The sequence below is a fragment of the Enterococcus crotali genome (genome assembly GCF_000633635.1).
Taxonomy (GTDB): domain Bacteria; phylum Bacillota; class Bacilli; order Lactobacillales; family Enterococcaceae; genus Enterococcus_L; species Enterococcus_L crotali.
Genome location: NZ_AYPQ01000001.1, coordinates 331,262 through 349,043 on the forward strand (window position 1 = coordinate 331,262; position 17,782 = coordinate 349,043).

Annotated in this window: 16 protein-coding genes; all 16 read left to right on the forward strand. The window is 35.5% G+C overall.

Going from position 1 to position 17,782, the window contains the following annotated elements; translation table 11 throughout:
- The first annotated feature begins 283 nt into the window (after positions 1–283).
- The 16 genes from V192_RS0101620 (at position 284) to V192_RS0101695 (ending at position 17,767) form a co-directional block, all read left to right on the forward strand.
- A complete protein-coding gene (locus V192_RS0101620; protein ID WP_025868651.1) occupies positions 284–1,780 on the forward strand; it encodes an Lsa family ABC-F type ribosomal protection protein in 1,497 nt (498 codons plus the stop codon).
- 215 nt (positions 1,781–1,995) lie between these two features.
- Positions 1,996–4,110: a hypothetical protein gene (locus V192_RS0101625; protein WP_025868652.1), complete on the forward strand. Its 2,115-nt coding sequence runs from the start codon at positions 1,996–1,998 to the stop codon at positions 4,108–4,110.
- A gap of 258 nt (positions 4,111–4,368) precedes the next feature.
- Positions 4,369–5,013, forward strand: a complete 645-nt coding sequence (gene pcp / locus V192_RS0101630) for a pyroglutamyl-peptidase I (RefSeq protein WP_025868653.1) — start codon at positions 4,369–4,371, stop codon at positions 5,011–5,013.
- A 239-nt stretch (positions 5,014–5,252) separates the two neighbouring features.
- The gene (locus tag V192_RS0101635) at positions 5,253–6,404 is read left to right on the forward strand and encodes a hypothetical protein (RefSeq protein WP_029948080.1); all 1,152 of its coding nucleotides are present in this window, start codon (positions 5,253–5,255) and stop codon (positions 6,402–6,404) included.
- 17 nt (positions 6,405–6,421) lie between these two features.
- Positions 6,422–7,039 (forward strand): MptD family putative ECF transporter S component, encoded by a 618-nt coding sequence (locus V192_RS0101640; RefSeq protein ID WP_025868654.1) that lies wholly within the window; start codon positions 6,422–6,424, stop codon positions 7,037–7,039.
- Positions 7,014–7,712: an energy-coupling factor transporter transmembrane component T gene (locus tag V192_RS0101645; RefSeq protein ID WP_025868655.1), complete on the forward strand. Its 699-nt coding sequence runs from the start codon at positions 7,014–7,016 to the stop codon at positions 7,710–7,712. The genes V192_RS0101640 and V192_RS0101645 overlap by 26 nt, the downstream gene beginning before the upstream one ends.
- Positions 7,709–9,136 carry an ABC transporter ATP-binding protein gene (locus V192_RS0101650; protein WP_025868656.1) on the forward strand — a complete coding sequence of 476 codons (1,428 nt, stop codon included), beginning with the start codon at positions 7,709–7,711 and terminating at the stop codon, positions 9,134–9,136. Before V192_RS0101645 ends, V192_RS0101650 begins: the two co-directional genes overlap by 4 nt.
- Positions 9,137–9,148: 12 nt before the next feature.
- On the forward strand, positions 9,149–9,484 hold the full coding sequence (locus tag V192_RS0101655) for an antibiotic biosynthesis monooxygenase (RefSeq protein ID WP_025868657.1): 336 nt from the start codon (positions 9,149–9,151) through the stop codon (positions 9,482–9,484).
- Positions 9,485–9,888: 404 nt separating this feature from the next.
- Entirely contained in the window at positions 9,889–11,022 is a 1,134-nt protein-coding gene (locus V192_RS0101660) for a tyrosine-type recombinase/integrase (protein WP_025868658.1), read from the forward strand.
- A 313-nt stretch (positions 11,023–11,335) separates the two neighbouring features.
- Positions 11,336–12,052, forward strand: a complete 717-nt coding sequence (locus V192_RS0101665; RefSeq protein WP_025868659.1) for a winged helix-turn-helix domain-containing protein — start codon at positions 11,336–11,338, stop codon at positions 12,050–12,052.
- A 107-nt stretch (positions 12,053–12,159) separates the two neighbouring features.
- Positions 12,160–14,175, forward strand: a complete 2,016-nt coding sequence (locus tag V192_RS0101670) for a MucBP domain-containing protein (RefSeq protein WP_025868660.1) — start codon at positions 12,160–12,162, stop codon at positions 14,173–14,175.
- Between the two features lie 143 nt (positions 14,176–14,318).
- Positions 14,319–14,579, forward strand: coding sequence for a hypothetical protein (locus V192_RS0101675; protein ID WP_025868661.1), 261 nt, complete (start codon positions 14,319–14,321; stop codon positions 14,577–14,579).
- Positions 14,580–14,595: 16 nt separating this feature from the next.
- Complete coding sequence (locus V192_RS0101680; RefSeq protein WP_025868662.1) at positions 14,596–14,952, forward strand: LPXTG cell wall anchor domain-containing protein; 357 nt, start codon at positions 14,596–14,598, stop codon at positions 14,950–14,952.
- On the forward strand, positions 14,949–15,740 hold the full coding sequence (locus V192_RS0101685; RefSeq protein ID WP_025868663.1) for a WxL domain-containing protein: 792 nt from the start codon (positions 14,949–14,951) through the stop codon (positions 15,738–15,740). Before V192_RS0101680 ends, V192_RS0101685 begins: the two co-directional genes overlap by 4 nt.
- A gap of 30 nt (positions 15,741–15,770) precedes the next feature.
- A complete protein-coding gene (locus V192_RS0101690) occupies positions 15,771–16,586 on the forward strand; it encodes a WxL domain-containing protein (protein ID WP_025868664.1) in 816 nt (271 codons plus the stop codon).
- Positions 16,587–16,699: 113 nt separating this feature from the next.
- A complete protein-coding gene (locus tag V192_RS0101695; protein ID WP_025868665.1) occupies positions 16,700–17,767 on the forward strand; it encodes a WxLIP family cell surface protein in 1,068 nt (355 codons plus the stop codon).
- Positions 17,768–17,782: the final 15 nt, after the last annotated feature.

A 17,782-nucleotide genomic window follows, 5' to 3' on the forward strand; every position in this document is an offset into this window, starting at 1 on the left:
AAGAATGATTGTTGACAAGCATCAATTGTGCGTGATATAGTAAATGCAATAAAAAACGAAGTGAGGGATCCGTGCGTTGAAAAATTAAGTCAATTTGTTGAAGCTGCATTCAGACTGTAACTTGAAGGAACAAGAACATCAAGGGAGCAGTGTGCAGATTTTCAGGATTGGCTTTGATTTTTCAGTGTACGGGTCTTTTTGTATACCCGTTATCGGACTGCCAACCTGAAAAGTGTAAAGGGATAATAAAATTTCCTTTAGCTTTTTTTAATGAGGTGAGACGATGTCAAAAATTGAAATTAAACAATTAACATTTGGGTATGATACTCAAGGAACATTATTATTTGATCAAGCGAATTTAAACTTTGATACTCAGTGGAAATTAGGGTTGATCGGCAGAAATGGCCGTGGCAAAACAACGCTGCTTAAGATTTTACAGAATCAATTGGCTTATAGTGGTCAAATCAGTCATCAATTGGAGTTTCTCTATTTTCCCCAACCTATCAAAGACAAGCATCAGCTAACGTATTATGTATTACAAGAAATCAGTGATTTTGATCAGTGGGAAATTGAACGAGAGCTAAATCTTTTACAAGTTGATCCGGAAATTTTATGGCGAGAATTTGCGACGCTTTCTGGTGGGGAACAAACCAAAGTGCTGCTAGCGTTACTATTTATCGATGAGCATTATTTTCCTTTGATCGATGAACCGACGAATCATTTAGATATCAATGGACGCAAGCAAGTAGCTGAGTATTTAAGAAAGAAAAGACAAGGCTTTATTGTAGTCAGTCATGATCGCTCGTTTGTAGATGAAGTGGTGGATCATGTCTTGTCTATTGAAAAAAGCCAATTAGAACTTTATCAAGGCAATTTTTCTGTTTATGAGGAACAAAAGAAAATCAAAGACACATTTGAATTAGCCCAAAATGAAAAACTAAAAAAAGAAGTCAGTCGGTTAAAAAAAACAGCAGCTGAAAAAGCTGAATGGTCCCGTTCTAAGGAACAAGATAAGTACGGTAAAACATCAGAAAAAGGCAGCGGAGCAATTTATGATACAGGTTTTATCGGTGCAAGAGCCGCTCGTACCATGAAGCGTGCTAAGACAATTGAACAAAGAATGGACACTCAAGTAGCAGAAAAAGCCAGCTTGTTAAAGGATATCGAGTACATCGATCCACTAACAATGAACTATCAACCAGGACATCATAAAAGACTATTCACGATAGAAAAACTGACATTAGCTTATCAAGAGCAAGCTTTATTTAAAGAAATCTCCTTTGAAATGAGTCAGGGACAGCGAATTGCGCTCGTAGGAGCTAACGGTTCTGGAAAATCCTCGATCATTAAATTTTTATTAGGCCAATTTACTGGAGAGAGCAACGGAGAAATACTAAGGCCAAAGAATTTGAAAATCAGTTATGTTCGTCAAAATTATGAAGATAATCGAGGAACATTACTAGAGTTTTCAGAAGAACACGGGCTGGATCATCAAGAATTTCTCAATAATTTGCATAAATTAGGAATGGAAAGAGAAGTTTTCTTAAACCGAATCGAGCAAATGAGTATGGGACAGCGTAAAAAAGTTGAGCTGGCAAAATCTTTAGCACAGCCAGCCGAATTATACATTTGGGATGAGCCTTTAAATTATCTTGACGTATTTAATCAAGAGCAGTTAGAGCAATTGATCCATTCGGTAAAACCAACGATGATCGTGGTGGAGCATGATCAAGCATTCCTAGAAAAAATTGCTACGCAAGTCATTACTTTAAGAAAATGAACATAATGAATAAGCACGGATCATTGGACTAAGAATCTTGATCTGTGCTTATTTGCTGGGACGAAGCCGCGTCTCAGTACTTTCGAGTATTGTTTTTCCCGCATATCTTTGCCATAATATAATAGTAGGAAAGTCGTTATTGGTTTTCACGAATAAGGCGAATGAAGTATGTCTGCGCTACTATTTTTTGAGGGAATGAGAAAGTGGGTTGTGTTATGAATTGTTGGGAAACGCTGGGGTTAGAACCGACTTCAGATAAAAAAAAGGTCAAGCAAGCTTATGCAGCAAAGTTAAAAACGATCGATGTAGATCAAGAACCATTAGCCTTTCAAAAATTAAAAGAAGCGTTTGATTCGGCTATCTTTTTAACAGGAACGATTATTGAAAGTAATCAACCAACTGGAGTGGCTTCATCCTCAGATGAAAAAAAGCAAGAAGCTGAATCTGAAACGAATCCAAGACAATTGGAAGAAAATAAAGCTATATTTTCAGAAAATGAAACGACCGAACTTGAGAGCAAACAGTTGGATGACTTAGGACAAGAAGCAGGTGTCGATAATAATGAGATTATACAAGTCCAAAAAGCACAACAAAAAAATGCTGTTGAACGTTTTAATGAGGAATTAATAATAGTCTATGAAGGAATGGACTTTTTTTCAGATATAAAAAAATGGACACCGCTATTTTCTAATGAGCTAGAATGGTCTATTGATGAACATAACGCAATAAATAATGTGATGCAGCAATTTTTGCTAGCTAATTATCGCGTATTAGCAAGAACAGTTATTGATTATATAGGGTCTGTGTTTGATTTTGATTCATTTGTAAAAGATTATAAATCCGGTGACTATTTTTGCTATAGTTGGGCTGAAATCAAAAATGTACCGAACTTTTCCTTTGATCATTATCAAGAGATACCAAAAGAAGAACGGTTGACCTATTTTACGAATCGCTACAACCTGTTTCAACTTCTAGAAAACAGTATTCCAGATCAAAATACTTGGATGGAGTCTTTAGATTTGTGTAGAATGCTGACGACCAATGACGTTGATGTGATCAACTTGCAAATTTCTTTTCTGCTGATGACGGATTTTAGAATGGAACAAGAGGAAACGGTCACTCATTTCACTACTTTGCTTGAAACAGCGAGATCATTAAAGATTAATAAAACGAGTGAATTTTTTAGTGTTTATTATGAGTGGGCCAAAAATGAAGGTTCTACGAATGCTGTGTTGATATTTGATAAAAGTGAAGTGACAATTCCATCTGCAACACTTGATTTGTTGTTGGGGTACGTCTATTTTCGTTTAAATCGTTATTCAAGTGTGAGAGAACATTGGGTAGGATTAGCTCGAATGAACCCTGATTTGTTTAGACCAAAAGAACTGGCTATGTTAGCGTCAACAGAACCTGTAAAGGTGCCTCAAAAGAAAGAGAAAAGTGCTGGTCAATATCTATGGCTCGTTTTTGTTCTAATTTTAGCTTTCTTTAAAATCGGCGGAGTGATTTCAAGATCTAATGAGAGACATTCGTCATTGGACACACAAGATATTCAAAATATGTTTAGTGAAGAGAGACAGTTATATAAAAATGTTATAAACAAAATGTCAGATCTTAAAGAAAGTGAAAATCTATACGATCAGTTTCTCTATTATTTTTATATCGACCGTGAAGATGAAGAGAGAGCGAGCTTCATAGAAAAAAATCTAGTAGGTCAAGCCAAAGAAATGGCTGAAAACCTGACTGTTTCACAATTACAGGAGGTTGTCATCAAGTCTAGGTATGATTTTCAGGCTTCACCCGATAATGTTGCTGACTACGGTTTTGTGACGGCATTGACGTTACTTGAAGAGGATGATCCGTTTATTATTTTGCAAGAAGATGAAGACGAACGAATTTCTAATGTCTTTGGAAAGGGCTGGGAGGTATTGCCAGAAGAGCAATTTGATGCGTTATGGGCAGAAATTCAAGTCCGACCGATGATGTCGCAAAAATTCTTTGTTGTTTATTATTTATTATCAGATGAACGCAAGGAAAATCTAAAAGCAAATCCAGAGTATAGCACAGAAAACGTCAAGAAATTATTGGAAAAAAATAGTTCAATGGCTACGGCAACAGAGTTTGAATCGGGCACTTGGCAAATCAGCCAAGACGAAGAGGATAAATTATATACAATCATCAATGACGAGGATGGTGAGCATCAGTTTGTTTTATCGTACGATGATTATGGTCGGTTAGAGCACATTTATGGAGATCAATGGGAAAAGCTTGATGATGAGAAGAAAAAAATAATCTATACGAATGCTGAAGAAACAATCGGTGTTTATTGATAGGGGAAGAAAGAGTATGTGTCATTCCTTCGTTTGCTTCGTAGAAATTTTCTTTTAAAAGTTTAAAAAAGTTACGACTGGGATGGCTTAACGCTCGGTCGTAACTTTCTTTATATCTAATTGAATAATATAGTAACATTAAAAAAATAAAATCTTGTGTATAATAAAGAAAAAAGTATAAGTAGTAGTGAGCGTTCGTATTTTTTTTAGGTGTATTGATCATTATTGTTAGTTTGGCAAAGAGAGAGGAGAGTTATAATGAAAGTGTTGATTACAGGTTTTGATCCATTTGGCGGCGATGCCATTAATCCGGCCTATGAAGCTGTTAAGATGATTCCAGATGAAGTGGCAGGAGCTCAAGTAGTCAAATTAGAAATACCAACTGTTTTTAAAGAAAGTGGCGAACTATTAAAAGCCGTAATAAAAGAGCTTGAACCAGATATAGTGATTTGTGTAGGACAAGCAGGAGGGCGTAGCGCTGTGTCTTTAGAGCAGGTAGCAATCAATTTGGCTGAAGCGAGGATTCCGGATAATAACGGAGAGCAACCAATTGGGGAAAAATTGGAAGAAACGGGAGAAACGGCTTATTTTACCTCATTACCAATCAAAGCAATGATGAAAAATATTCAAGCACATGGTTTGCCAGCATACATCTCGTATACAGCTGGAACCTTTGTCTGTAATGCGATCATGTATCGTTTGTTATACATGATCAATAATGAATTTACCGATGTCAAAGGAGGCTTTATTCATGTTCCATTCGAATCCGCGCAAGTAATCGATCGTTTCGTAGAGACACCTTCAATGCCGCTTGAAACAATTGCTCAATCATTGATCTATGCGATTGAAGCAGCAGTTAAGACAGAAATTGACATTGAAGAAAATACTGGCACCACACATTAGAACAGTTATTGTGAAGATAGACCAAAAACAGCAGCTGAAAGGATCACTTCTTAGAGTATTCTTTTTGTTGGATCGTATACTTGTATTTGAGTATCAAGAAATATAATGGAAGGAACCCTGACCATCTATTTTTTGGGTTATTGAATCGATGGAAAATTAAAAGAGTTCATTTTACTGATAATGATTCTCATTATCATTTTGTTATGATATACTAACCCAATAGAGAAAGGAGTGATTCAATGAATATCGTAACAATCGCTGGAGTTTCAATTTTTTATGATACGCTCCAAACTGAGCGATGCCCAATAATGCTTACTGAGCAAGTATACATTGAGGATAAAAAGTTGCCACGTTATTTTATCGGTGACACAACGATGACTTTTTTTGATTTTTATCATGCTGATAGCCCAGATTTTCAAGAAATGGATTATCAATTATCAGAGCAATTCAAACAAATTATCGGCAGATTTCCTCATACAAATCAACAAAAAATTATGCTAAATGAAGGCGGCAGCTATAGTATTAAGCACGTTCCCATATACATCTTAGTAAAAGATATTCTGTTAGCTGAAATTATGCCTGAGACCTATCAAGCATTCAGAAAGAATCTACAAGGTATCCAATCATTGACTCCTGTCTATGAAGAGGAATTTGCTGAATTTAGCGGCTATAAAAGAAAACGTCTATGCTTAGATGGTACATATGGTTCCAGAGAACTACTTGAAAGCAGCCAAGAAAGAAATGTTCAAAGGGTTCAAGACAAGTTAGAATATGTGAATGAGATGTATTATTTTGCTCATTATAACTATGCAGGGATGGTACAATTTTTACCTGAACTTGAGATCAACACCTATGATCAATTTCATGAAGCCTATGGCAAGTACATTTACAGTTTTACGGCGACAAAAAATGGGCAAACAATTCCGCTTTTATGGCCGGATTACTTATACCACAAACCAGAAAATCACTTAGAGTTTGGACTTTTAGCGCATACTGAACAAGCAAGATACCAGGTATTTGATCAATGGGAAAAAGGGGAAGAAGTAAGGATAGAGATTCTTGCTGATGGTTTTGAAGATGTTCGTTTTACTACTCAGCTAAAACAGCCGATGAGTGCTACACCAAAACTATCTAAATCAGAATATACGTATGGAGAAATGATTCGTCTATCGATTGACTTGGGTTTAATCGACGAATTGAAAAAGCAAGTTCCTTCATTTGAAGTGTTCAAAACCAAAAAAATTTCTGAGAATGGTTATTCATTACATTATGAGCTGACAGAAGAACAGCTGCTACTGCCTAGTGAACAATTTGAAAAGGCTGGTCGTTATCAGCTTAAGATCATAAGTGAACGATATGGTCAGTTATTATTTTTATTTACAATAAAGTAAGAGGGGTTAGTAGAAAAATGAACAAGTTAAAAATTCAAGATTTTATTTCAATTGGGATCTACACAGCCATTTATTTTTTAGTTGTAACAATTGCAATGCTTATTTTAAGGTTTACGATCCCAGCCTTTAATTCAGTGCTTATTCCTAGTGCGACAGCACTTTTTGCAGGGATCGTTTATTTGCTAGTGATCCACCGCATCCCTCGTTTTGGGGCAATTACGATCATGGGGAGTGTAATGGGCTTGTTTTTTCTAGTATCAGGCCATTTTCCATTATCATTTTTGCCGAATATTCTTTGCGCAGTAGCTGCTGATTGGATTCAATATCATACCAAACTATCCGTTAAAGCTCGTACAATGATTAGTTATACGGTGTTTAGCTTCGGTTTGATGGGCCCTGTACTACCATTGTGGTTTATGAAAAATGCGTACATTGATTCACTAATAGCTCGTGGAAAAGATGCTGTTTATATTGATAAAGTCTTTGCACCAATTACCACCACAACATTCTATGTTTGTGTTACAGCGGTGATTGTTTGTAGTATTTTAGGGATAGTTGTCGGTCAAAAAATTTATGACAAGCACTTTGATAAAGCTAAAGGAAAAAATTATGGAAAAAACATACGTAACGTTTGATCCCAGAAGTAAACTATGTACGATTTTATTTGCCAGCTTTTTATTGATGTTTCCTTTACCATTCAAAGCAGAAGTATTGTTTGTGACGTTGTTGTATGTTCTGTTTATCTTGAATGGCAGTTTAAAAAAAGGAACGATTTTTTATGGCATTTTCTGGCTACTTGTGTTAGGTGATTATTTGCTCTTTCCTTATATAGACAATGGACTGGCGGCGTTCTTTGATTTTCTCTTTGTAGGAAATCGTCGTATGCTACCAACGATCATGGCTGCGACTTTTGCGATGAATCGGACGAAAATTAGCGAGTGGATCGCTGCTTTAAAGAAATGTCACGTCCCTTTTGCTCTAATTATCCCATTAACTGTATTGTTTCGTTTTTTTCCTACACTTTTTCAGGATTTTAAAAGTATTCGCAATGCAATGAAATATCGTGGAATTGCGCTTTCGACTGCTGAGTTGTTTCTCCACCCGTTTCAAACAATGGAATACATCATTGTCCCCATATTAATGTCAGCGGAAAATACTTCATTGGATTTATCTTCAGCAGCACTCGTTCGTGGCTTAGCGAATCCTAAAACGCATACCAGCGTTTATGAGATACGGTTGAAAATTCAAGATTATGTATTGATCAGTCTTTTGGTCTTGGGTGGAATTGTTGGGAGGATGATGGGATGATTGATTTACATGATGTGTCGTTTGCTTATGAGGATCAAGAAACGATCATTCAAAAGGTGGAATTAGAAGTTAAAGCTGGTGAGTTTATTGTTTTATGCGGCAAAAGTGGCTGTGGTAAATCAACGTTATTGAGAATTTTAAATGGTTTGATTCCGGAATTGTATACAGGTGATTTGACAGGAGTAGGATCTGTTTTAGGACAAAATATGCTAACAAAAGAGTTTAATGAATACGTAAAGAATATTGGAGTCGTCTTTCAAAATCCTAAGACTCAGTTTTTTACCAGTGATGTTTATTCTGAATTAGCTTTTGCAATGGAAAATTACGGAATATCAAGGGAAGAGATGCTCAAGCGGATCGATGAGATCACAAGTTTGTTTTCTTTGGAAACATTTTTAGAACGAAGTATGTTTCATTTGTCTGGTGGACAAAAGCAATTGATCGCCTTTGCTTCTGCAAGCATGTTGAAACATCAGCTGTTTTTATTAGATGAACCGTCAAGTAACCTAGACGAAGTGACGATAGAACAGCTAAAAACTTATTTACAGGTATTAAAAGAACAAGGAATGACCATCATTGTTTCTGAGCATCGTTTACATTACTTGACTGATCTTGCAGATCGCTATTTATTAATGGACAATGGAACGATCATTGAAAGCTACACAAGTCAAGAAATGAGAGCGAAATCTGCTTTAGAGATCAATAACATGGGCTTAAGATCTCTTGAACAGACACGCTTAGTGAAAGAACTTGAACCCACTCGATCTTCAGAGCAGTTGACTGTAGTATGTGAAGAGCTTGAATTTCATTATCGGAGACAACCATCTATACTAAAAATTCCTTCACTTAAATTGACTAGCTCTGCTATTACTGGGATTGTTGGTCATAATGGTGCGGGTAAATCTACGTTTTCTAGAATTTTATCAGGTTTGATGAAGCCTAAGCAAGGAACGATTAAGTTAAATCAGCATGTAATGAGTGCAAAACAACTTATTAACGAGAGTTTTGTTGTAATGCAGGATGTCAATCTGCAATTGTTTTTTGAAACAGTAGAAAAAGAGATCAGCTTGAATGCAAAAAATACCCAAGAATTTGATAAAATTGTGGATATGCTCAATCTGGAATCACTTTTACTGCGACATCCCCAAACGTTGTCTGGTGGTGAAAAGCAACGAGTCGCAATTGCCAGCGCTTTATTATCAGGGAAGAAAATCATTATTTTTGATGAGCCGACAAGCGGGCTAGATTTGTTGCATATGGAAGAAGTCAGTCATACGATTCGCTGGCTACACAAGGAAGGGATTTTAGTTTTGGTGATTACTCATGACAAAGAGTTTCTCAGTCGAACTTGTCAGCGAGTGCTTCATTTTGAGCAAGGTCAAATCATTGATGATTACTTTATTAAAACAGAATATACAGAATAATGGAGGGAAAATATGTACATTGTAACCAATACAATTCAAACAGAGACAGCACAGTCACAAAGAATCATTCAGCAGTTTACAGCTGGACATACCAAAGAAAGCATGGAAAAAGTTGATGGTTTTTTAAACTTTCAATTGATGCAACGGACATTGCCAGATGATCCAGAAGTAACAGAGCTGGTAGTTTTAAGTCGTTGGACTTCAAAAGAGCATCAAAAAAATTGGGTAAAAAGTCAATCATTTAAGCAGATGCATCAAAGAAAAGAGCCTAAGGAGGACACTGCTAAAGAAAAGAAACGTCCAGGCATCATTTCAAGCACAATCGCTGAATACGAAGTATTAACATAAAAAAAGTTTCTGCTTGCTAAAATGCGGCAGAAACTTTTTTTATGTTTATTTACTATTTAATCTATATAGTAGTAATGATATGTATAGGATTTAAATAAACAAAATAAAAGAATTTTTGATGTTAAAGTAAGTTGAAAACTTCCTCATTGTTGTACAAAGAAGAAGATTGAATGCTTTTACTAACTAAGTAACAGTCTAATTGGAAAAACATAAGAAGTCAACAGTGTTTTATTGCGTTATTTCTCATTTTTTTTTTATAAAATGAAAAAAATTGAGAATTTCCTTTAAAAAAGGAATTTTCTTAATTAAATCTCTTCTTTTTCACAGCAAAATCTATTTTTATAGGAGCTTTTTATTAGCCGTCAAAAAAATGGTCAAATAAATAGATAAAGGAATGAGATAAAATGTCTAAAAAAGGAGAAAATATTTACAAACGAAAAGATGGTAGATGGGAAGGGCGTTATATAAAAGGAAGAAATAAAAGTGGTTCAATAAAATATGGCTATGTATACGCTAAGAAATACAGTGAGGTTAAAACAAAATTGATTGTTGTAAAAGCGGATCTAATTGGCAGCGGAAACAAAGAATATAAGGAAGAATTATTGGAAGTTTGGTGTGATTTTTGGTTGGTGAATGAAGTAAAAAGTCTAGTAAAAAGTTCTACGTATGCGCAATATCATTGGTTGTGTAATAACTACATAGTTCCCTTTTTTAAGAATAACTATCTACATAATATAACAGACGATCATATTCAGAATTTTATTATTACACTGGAGAAACGAAACTTGGCTTCTGGAACTATCAGGAATATTTTCGCCTTGTTAAGGAAAATGCTGATTGCTGCAGAGAATAACCAGCTTCTGTTTGGAAGTCCCTATAAAAAAATTCGATTACCACATAAAAAAAATAATTCTGTTGTTGCCTTATCAAGAACAGATCAACGAAAGCTAGAGGCTATTGCCTTCAATGAAAAAGGTTGTTCCCCAATCATTTTATCGCTGTACCTTGGGCTTAGAATTGGAGAAATCAGTGGACTAAAATGGTCGGATATTGATTTTAATAAAGAAGTTGTTTATATAAAACGAACAGTTTCACGAGTAAAAACATCTTTTGAAGCAGGAAATAAAACAAATATAATTATAAGTACTCCGAAGACCGAGCAATCTTCTAGAGTAGTACCATTGTCAAAAAAAATAGTATATTACTTGTTAAATAAGAAAGAATATAGCCAAAGCGACTATGTTGTGACTTGTAAAAATAACTTAGCGGAGCCCAGAGTGATTCGCTATCGCTTCAAAAGTGCTATTAAGAAAGCAGCGATTTCTGATACGCACTTCCACATTCTTCGCCATACTTTCGCAACGAGATGTATTGAGATGGGAACGGATATAACTAGTTTAAGTAAGTTGTTAGGACATACATCAGTTAAAATGACATTAGATATTTATACAGATTCGATGCTAGAAAGTCGAAAAGAAATTGTTCAAAGGTTAGACCAATTAATGCTGGATGAATTTGAAACTATATCAGTGAGCTAAGAATTATTTTTTTGACTAGTACCAACGCCATAACTTCAAAAGTTATGCGTTGGTACTTTTATATTACATTCATTCTATTAAAAAATTTTACGCCGTCATTGAACCGTCAACTACTATTTTTATGCTAGTAAAAACAATGCTTACAGGACTTTTTCTTCTTTGTACAACAATGAGGAAACTTTTTTGTCATGTAATGATCATCGTTTAATTGAGTATAGCATGATAAGAAAGTTAAAAAAAACATTATGATTATTATATTATTTTTGTAAGAAATGACATTATATAAAAATAAATATAAAAGAAAGGACAGTATATGTATAATATCGGCGTTGCTTCATTTTCAGGGGCACTTTCTAACGATTACTTAGATAAAATCAATGAAATTGGGCAGATAAAATTAATACACGAAGATAATATCCAGCAAGTCAACCAAGAAATAGACTGTGTCATTATTCCAGATAATAGCAGCGATGACAATACAATGAGTTTGACTTTGAAAAATATCATAGAAATTAAAGCTGTAACGAATAAATTAGTCTGGGTCTTAACAAATGAGATGAATAGCATTAAAAATATAGTTTTTTTGAAATTAGGTGTAGATGGTATTTTCCCTATAAATGATTTCCCAGAAGAATTTTTATTAGTAATAAAGAATGCATTACATCGTCAACAAAGTGATCGTCCTCATCCTAGCCAACAAGATATACACACAATTTGGGAACAAGAAGATAATCAATTAGGTTCTCATAAAATTGAACTTTACCCTAGCAATTTAAGTGTGGCTATCAATGGACACAAAGAAGTAAGCCTAACGAGACTTGAGTATCGGGCTTTTGAAATTTTATACAAAAAAAGAAATAAAGCCGTAACATATAAGGAAATCTATGAGTTTGTCTGGAAGTCAGAATTAGATAAAAAGCAATATCGCGTTGCCAACATCATCTTTCATTTGAGAAAAAAAATAGAAGCGAGCTCAGAGGATGCTAACATCATAAAAACAGTTCGTTCAGTAGGTTACCGTCTCAGTTAGTAGTCATTATAAGAAAAAAATTGTGTGAATAACACGATAAAGAAGCATTTCTTGCTCACGTTTAGGACCGTGAGCAAGAAATCTAGGTTTAGAAAGGAGTTGAAAAAATGAAAATAGGGAAGAAAGTATTCACTTTCGGTGCAATTGGAATATTACTGGTATTTGGCAGTCTCTTTTTTATGAATCAGTCTTCAATAAAAGCTTCTGAAACACCAACTAGTAACATTCGTTTGGAACAAACAGAAAAACAAATTCAAGAATCTTTAGATAATGAAGTATATTTTTCCTTAAACGTAAAATCTACAAAAAAAGATCAATTGATTTTACTAGAATACTCGGATGAAGTTACTTTTGATAAAGAGAAAATTCTTGAGATGAACAAAGAAAAAATCTCCCTTGTTCAAATCGATGATGAGAAAAATCAGCTAGAATTAACTCTTAACCAAGAGTCAAAACAAGCCGTGCTATACTTTCAAGCAATGACTAGTCCAAACGTTAAACAGGTCATTCAAGCCTCATCAGAACAAGAGCGCTCAAATGAATTAATCATAGGAAAAGAAGACATAAAATCTGTTGAATCCTCCTCAGTCCGGCCAGATGAAAACTTGCAAGCTCGTGCCAGTCTAGCAACACCTTATGCAGAGGAATGGACGGAGATATTCACGGCGGAAGAAGCTTCAATAATAGCGGGTGAAGGAAAAGAGTTACGCTATGGCTTTGGCCCAACAGACGCAATCGGCAAGACAAGTATTTCTGGTAATAAACAAAAGCAATTTGCTATTCCTAATGTAACATTTATGGATAACGATAAACGAGTTCAGCATATTTACCATACTCAAAATCCTATGAGTAAACCAGAAGATGCAGGACAATCATTATGGACAAGTTACGGTTTGATTTATGCTTTCGGTAGTAATACAAGTCCTAGCATATTTAATACAGGGAGCCATGTTACTAGTGAAGGTTATAAATACTACAAACGTATCTTACCAAATGACATGACCGTGTATAAACTAGTTTATAACACAGAATTTAGCACCAAAAAATTACGGGTAGAAATTTTAATGACTGGTAAGACAACGGGGACTGTAAATGTTGAATACACGGTGACAAATATCGGCACAGAACGTGAAGCCAATTTCATTGTTGGTTCGATGATTGATACTGAGTTGAATAAGAATGATAAAGTGCCAATTTATGCGATTGGAGATAATAAAGGTGTGTATATCCAAGATGCTGGAGAAAATGGCTACAAACTTCAGTACTTATTTTCAGGTGGACCAGATTACGTACAAAACTGGACCGGAAAACACTGGATTCAAGGGACAAATACACAGCCTAGAGATTACTTCTTAAGTCAGTTTTTTAATTATGATGATTCAGGTTTTACAACCTTAGATTCACATGGTTATGAAGCAGAAAATTATCCAGCAGATCAGTTGGTTTATGTAACGTCTGATATTAGAAAGATGGATACTGCCATCTTTATGAAAAATCAACCAACATCACTTGGAATCGATGAAAGCACCAAAATGACTTACGATGTAACTATCGGTCTTCCTGGAAATCCACCAGAAGTTTTTATCGATCAAGCTGATCAAGAGCTGATCCAAGGAAATGATTTTGAGGTTACAGGACAATGGCGGGATTCCGAGAGTCCTCTTGTAGATCTATATTACACGCTTAACGATGGGACAGCAGTAAAATTTGGAGATAAAGTTCCCAATGATATGACTAATCCTGGTAAAAAAATCAATTGGTCGTTCACGTTACCAAAATCTGCTTTGAGCCTTGGTAAACAAGTAATCAAAGTTTATGCCGTAGATAGTGAGGGACATACTTCAGAAGAGAAAGTTCTAAACTTGACAATCAAAGCAGGGGAAGCTGATTTAACTGTTCATTTTATTGATGAAGAAAACAATGTGATTCATCCAAAAATTGTCCTAACGAGAAAAGTTGGTAGTAAAGTTGATTTGACAAAAGAAGCAGATGTGCTGAAAGCCGTGAATGATCAACTAGAAAAAAAATATGAGATTCTTAGCTCACCAGTACCAGAGAATGCAATTGAGATTGTTGAAGGCGGTCGAGAGGTGACGTATCAATTAAAGGGCGAATTGTATTAGTTTCCGCCCCCACTGAAATTGATTTTGGAACGCAAATCGTTAAGGCTGAGGAAAGTGTTATAGAAGAACCTGTTCGAATTGATGGTGCCTTAGTCATTCAAGATAGTAGAGCGACAAAAAAACCTTGGAAGCTACAAGCACGTATGAAACAAGAATTGACAAATAGTAATCAAGAAATTGTAACGAATGCTGTTCGCTATATATACAGCGGCAATGAAGTTACATTGAATGCTGGAATGCAAGATGTTGCTGTAGGTACAAATAAGGATGGAGCACCTAATAAAGTGAGTGACAAGTGGTCTGCTTCAGGAGATGGCTTCAAATTAAAAACAGAAGTTGGTGCTGTCAAAGAATCTGGTATCTATGTAGGAATTATAGAATGGGAATTACTTGAAGGACCATAAAAGGAGAGGGAAGAATATGAATAGAAAAAAAATACGACTCAGCATTCTGACCATCTCTATTTTAGGTCTCATGATTTTTTGGAAGCCGGTGGTGATTTATGCCGCTGATGGTGGTCAAGTTGGCCATGAAGCGGTGATTGAATTTTATCTAGAGGATGAAAAAAAAGAACCACCGACAAGTACTTCAGATTCATTAAGTGATTTAAAAATTTCTGAAGAACCAAAACAAAGTAAGCCGATCGGGCGATTTCCACAAACTGGAGAAATCGTAAAAAAATCACTGATGCTTAGTGGCATAGTGCTTGCTTTATCAGCGCTTTATGTCTATGTGAAAAAGCACAAAAAAGAACACGAAGGAGAGACCAAACCTTGAAAAAGATAATGACATTCACTTTTTGTTTCTCCGTCCTTCTTTTGCTCACTCCTAAGACTAATGTTCAGGCTCAGTCTGCTACAAATGAAGGAACGATTGGTTTTGATGCAGCGCTAATCCCGCCGCAAGTCGTGGATCCAGAAAAACCAGTGAAGCCAGTTGATCCAGGTCCTAGCCCATCTACAGAAGGATTCTTGCGAATTGATTTTGTACCTAGATTAGACTTTGGACGAAATCGATTATCTAAAGAAGATCAATTTTATCAGGCTAGAGCACAATTGTTTCATGACGATACAGGAGCAAGAGGCAATTTTGTTCAAGTGACAGATAGCCGTTCTACCGGAGCAGGCTGGACGTTACAAGTTCGTCAAGAAACAAACTTCATGATCCCAAACAACGAAGCATCGGAACTAAAAGGCTCGTATATTTCTTTGGATAAATCGTGGACAAACTCTTCGATGGATAAAAAATACGCGCCATCATTAGTTAATGATGTGATCAAAATCGATAAAATGCAAACAACTTATGATTTAGCTAAAGCTGATAAAGGAAAGGGTCAAGGCATTTGGAGTGTAGAATTTGGTGCTTCTGCTGAAAATGAGAATGATTTAGATTCAACACTCACACCACTTGTTGATGAAACAGGTCAACAAGTTCTTGATCCTAGCTTTGAAAATAAGCAAATATATGAAAACAATGCAGTAACATTTTTTGTTCCAGGCTCACCTGATCGAAAACCTGGAAAATACCAAACGGTGCTGACTTGGATATTATCCGAGTTACCATAAATATTAAAAGATAAATAGGGGGAAACACAAATGAAAAAAAGAACACTATGTTCTATCGCGTTATTAGCTGCACTAGGTGCTAATGTATTACTACCAGCTGCTGCGAGTGCGGACAATGGAAAAGCAACTCAAGCAAATGGACAAGGAACAATCGATTATGTAGAAGATTCTGGTAAAAATACAGATAAGGATCCAGAAAAACCTACAGATCCAGTAACACCACCATACACACCTAATCCAGATGATGGACCATTGAAAATCGATGGTGTTTCAGACATGAACTTCAAACAACAAAGTGCTGTCTTAACTGACGAAAACTATTTTGCTGAGCAAGTAGAAATTGATAAAAATGGAACAAAAGAAAAACGTGGTGTTTATTTACAATTAACAGATAAACGTATTGATAGCCGTGGAAAATGGGCTTTAAGAGCATCAATGACTCAACAATTTAAAGCTGCGTCTGGAAATGTGTTAAATAATGCTACAATTAGCTTTAAAAATCCAATCGTTGAAACAGAAACAGATGCAGCAGTTAGTCCTCATGCAGTTTTAGCATCAACTGGTTCAGTATTTGAATTATTAGAAACTGGCAATGTCGTTGACGTTTTAGAAACGAAAGATGCTAAAGACGGTTTTGGTACGTATACTGTCGCTTTTGGTAATACAGTTGAATATAATACTAATACTGGAAAAGGAACAGCTGAAGATTCAACAGGTGTACCAAATGCAACCAATAAAAACAAAATTGAAAATGGTTCAGTATCATTATTCGTTCCAGGTAAAACTGTGAAAACCAAAGAAGCACATACTGCAACAGTTTTGTGGGAAATTGCAGAAGTACTTTAAAATTAAGATTTAAATAAATAAACCGAGAATGTTTTAGATGACAAGCTCACTAATTATTACGAATTTTAGTAATTGGGAGCTTGTCTTTAAATGAGAGGATTTGTTTTACGTTTATGAAAAAATTTTTTCAGCAGTTAACTATTACCTTCTTTTTAATCATTGCTATTTCCTTTGTTCATACTCAAATAAGTGAGGCTTCCTCAGATCCTTCAGGAGCAGTTGGCTTTTTATATAAAAGCAACCATCCGGAAAATCAAATCGACGAGTCTGGTTATTTTAATTTGAAAATGACACCCGGACAAAAGCAGAAAGTATCAATCACATTATCAAACCTTAGTAAAGAAGAAGTCACTGTCAATGTAGGATTGAATGGTGCTAGAACCAACTCTAATGGGGTTTTAGAATATGGAAAAACAAAACTTGATAAAGATACTTCAATGAAATTTGATTTTACTGATATTGTAAAAGCGCCTAAAACAGTCACACTTCCTCCAGAATCAGATAAGGATCTAGAGTTAGAGATCAATATGCCGGAAACAAGTTATGACGGTATTATTTTAGGGGGAATCCAGCTTCAAAAGGCGACAAAGGAAAACGAAAAGAAAGAAAATACAGGAACAACAATTATTAACGAATACGCCTATACGATTGCAATGTTGCTTAGAGAAAACGATACAAACGTTGAACCTAAAATGGGCTATCTTAAAACATATGGAACACAGCCTAATGGACGGAATACAATAGTTGTAGATTTAGCCAATCAAGCAGCTAATTTATTGGAAGACTTGACTGTGGAAGTTCAAATCATGCCTGAGAAAAACGATGAAGTACTGTATGAATCGAAAAAAACAAAAATGAGAATGGCTCCAAACTCGGTTTTAAACTATCCAGTCAGCATGGAAGGTCAAGCGATGGTTCCAGGGAAATATCGGGCGCATGTTAAAGCTGCTTCAGCAGATAAAAACTGGGAATGGACCGAAACGTTTGAAATTACCAAAGAAGAAGCAGATAAGTTTAACCGTGAAGATATTGGTCTCGATCAAGAGCGCGGAATTGATTTCAAATTAGTCGGTATGATCATAGGAGGCGTCATAGGCCTTATCTTGATTATTTTCTTAGTCATTCGCTTTGCCGCAAATAAAAAGACCAAGAAAAAGAAACGCCCCTCTAAAAAAAGATAGGACGGAAAGTTGGAA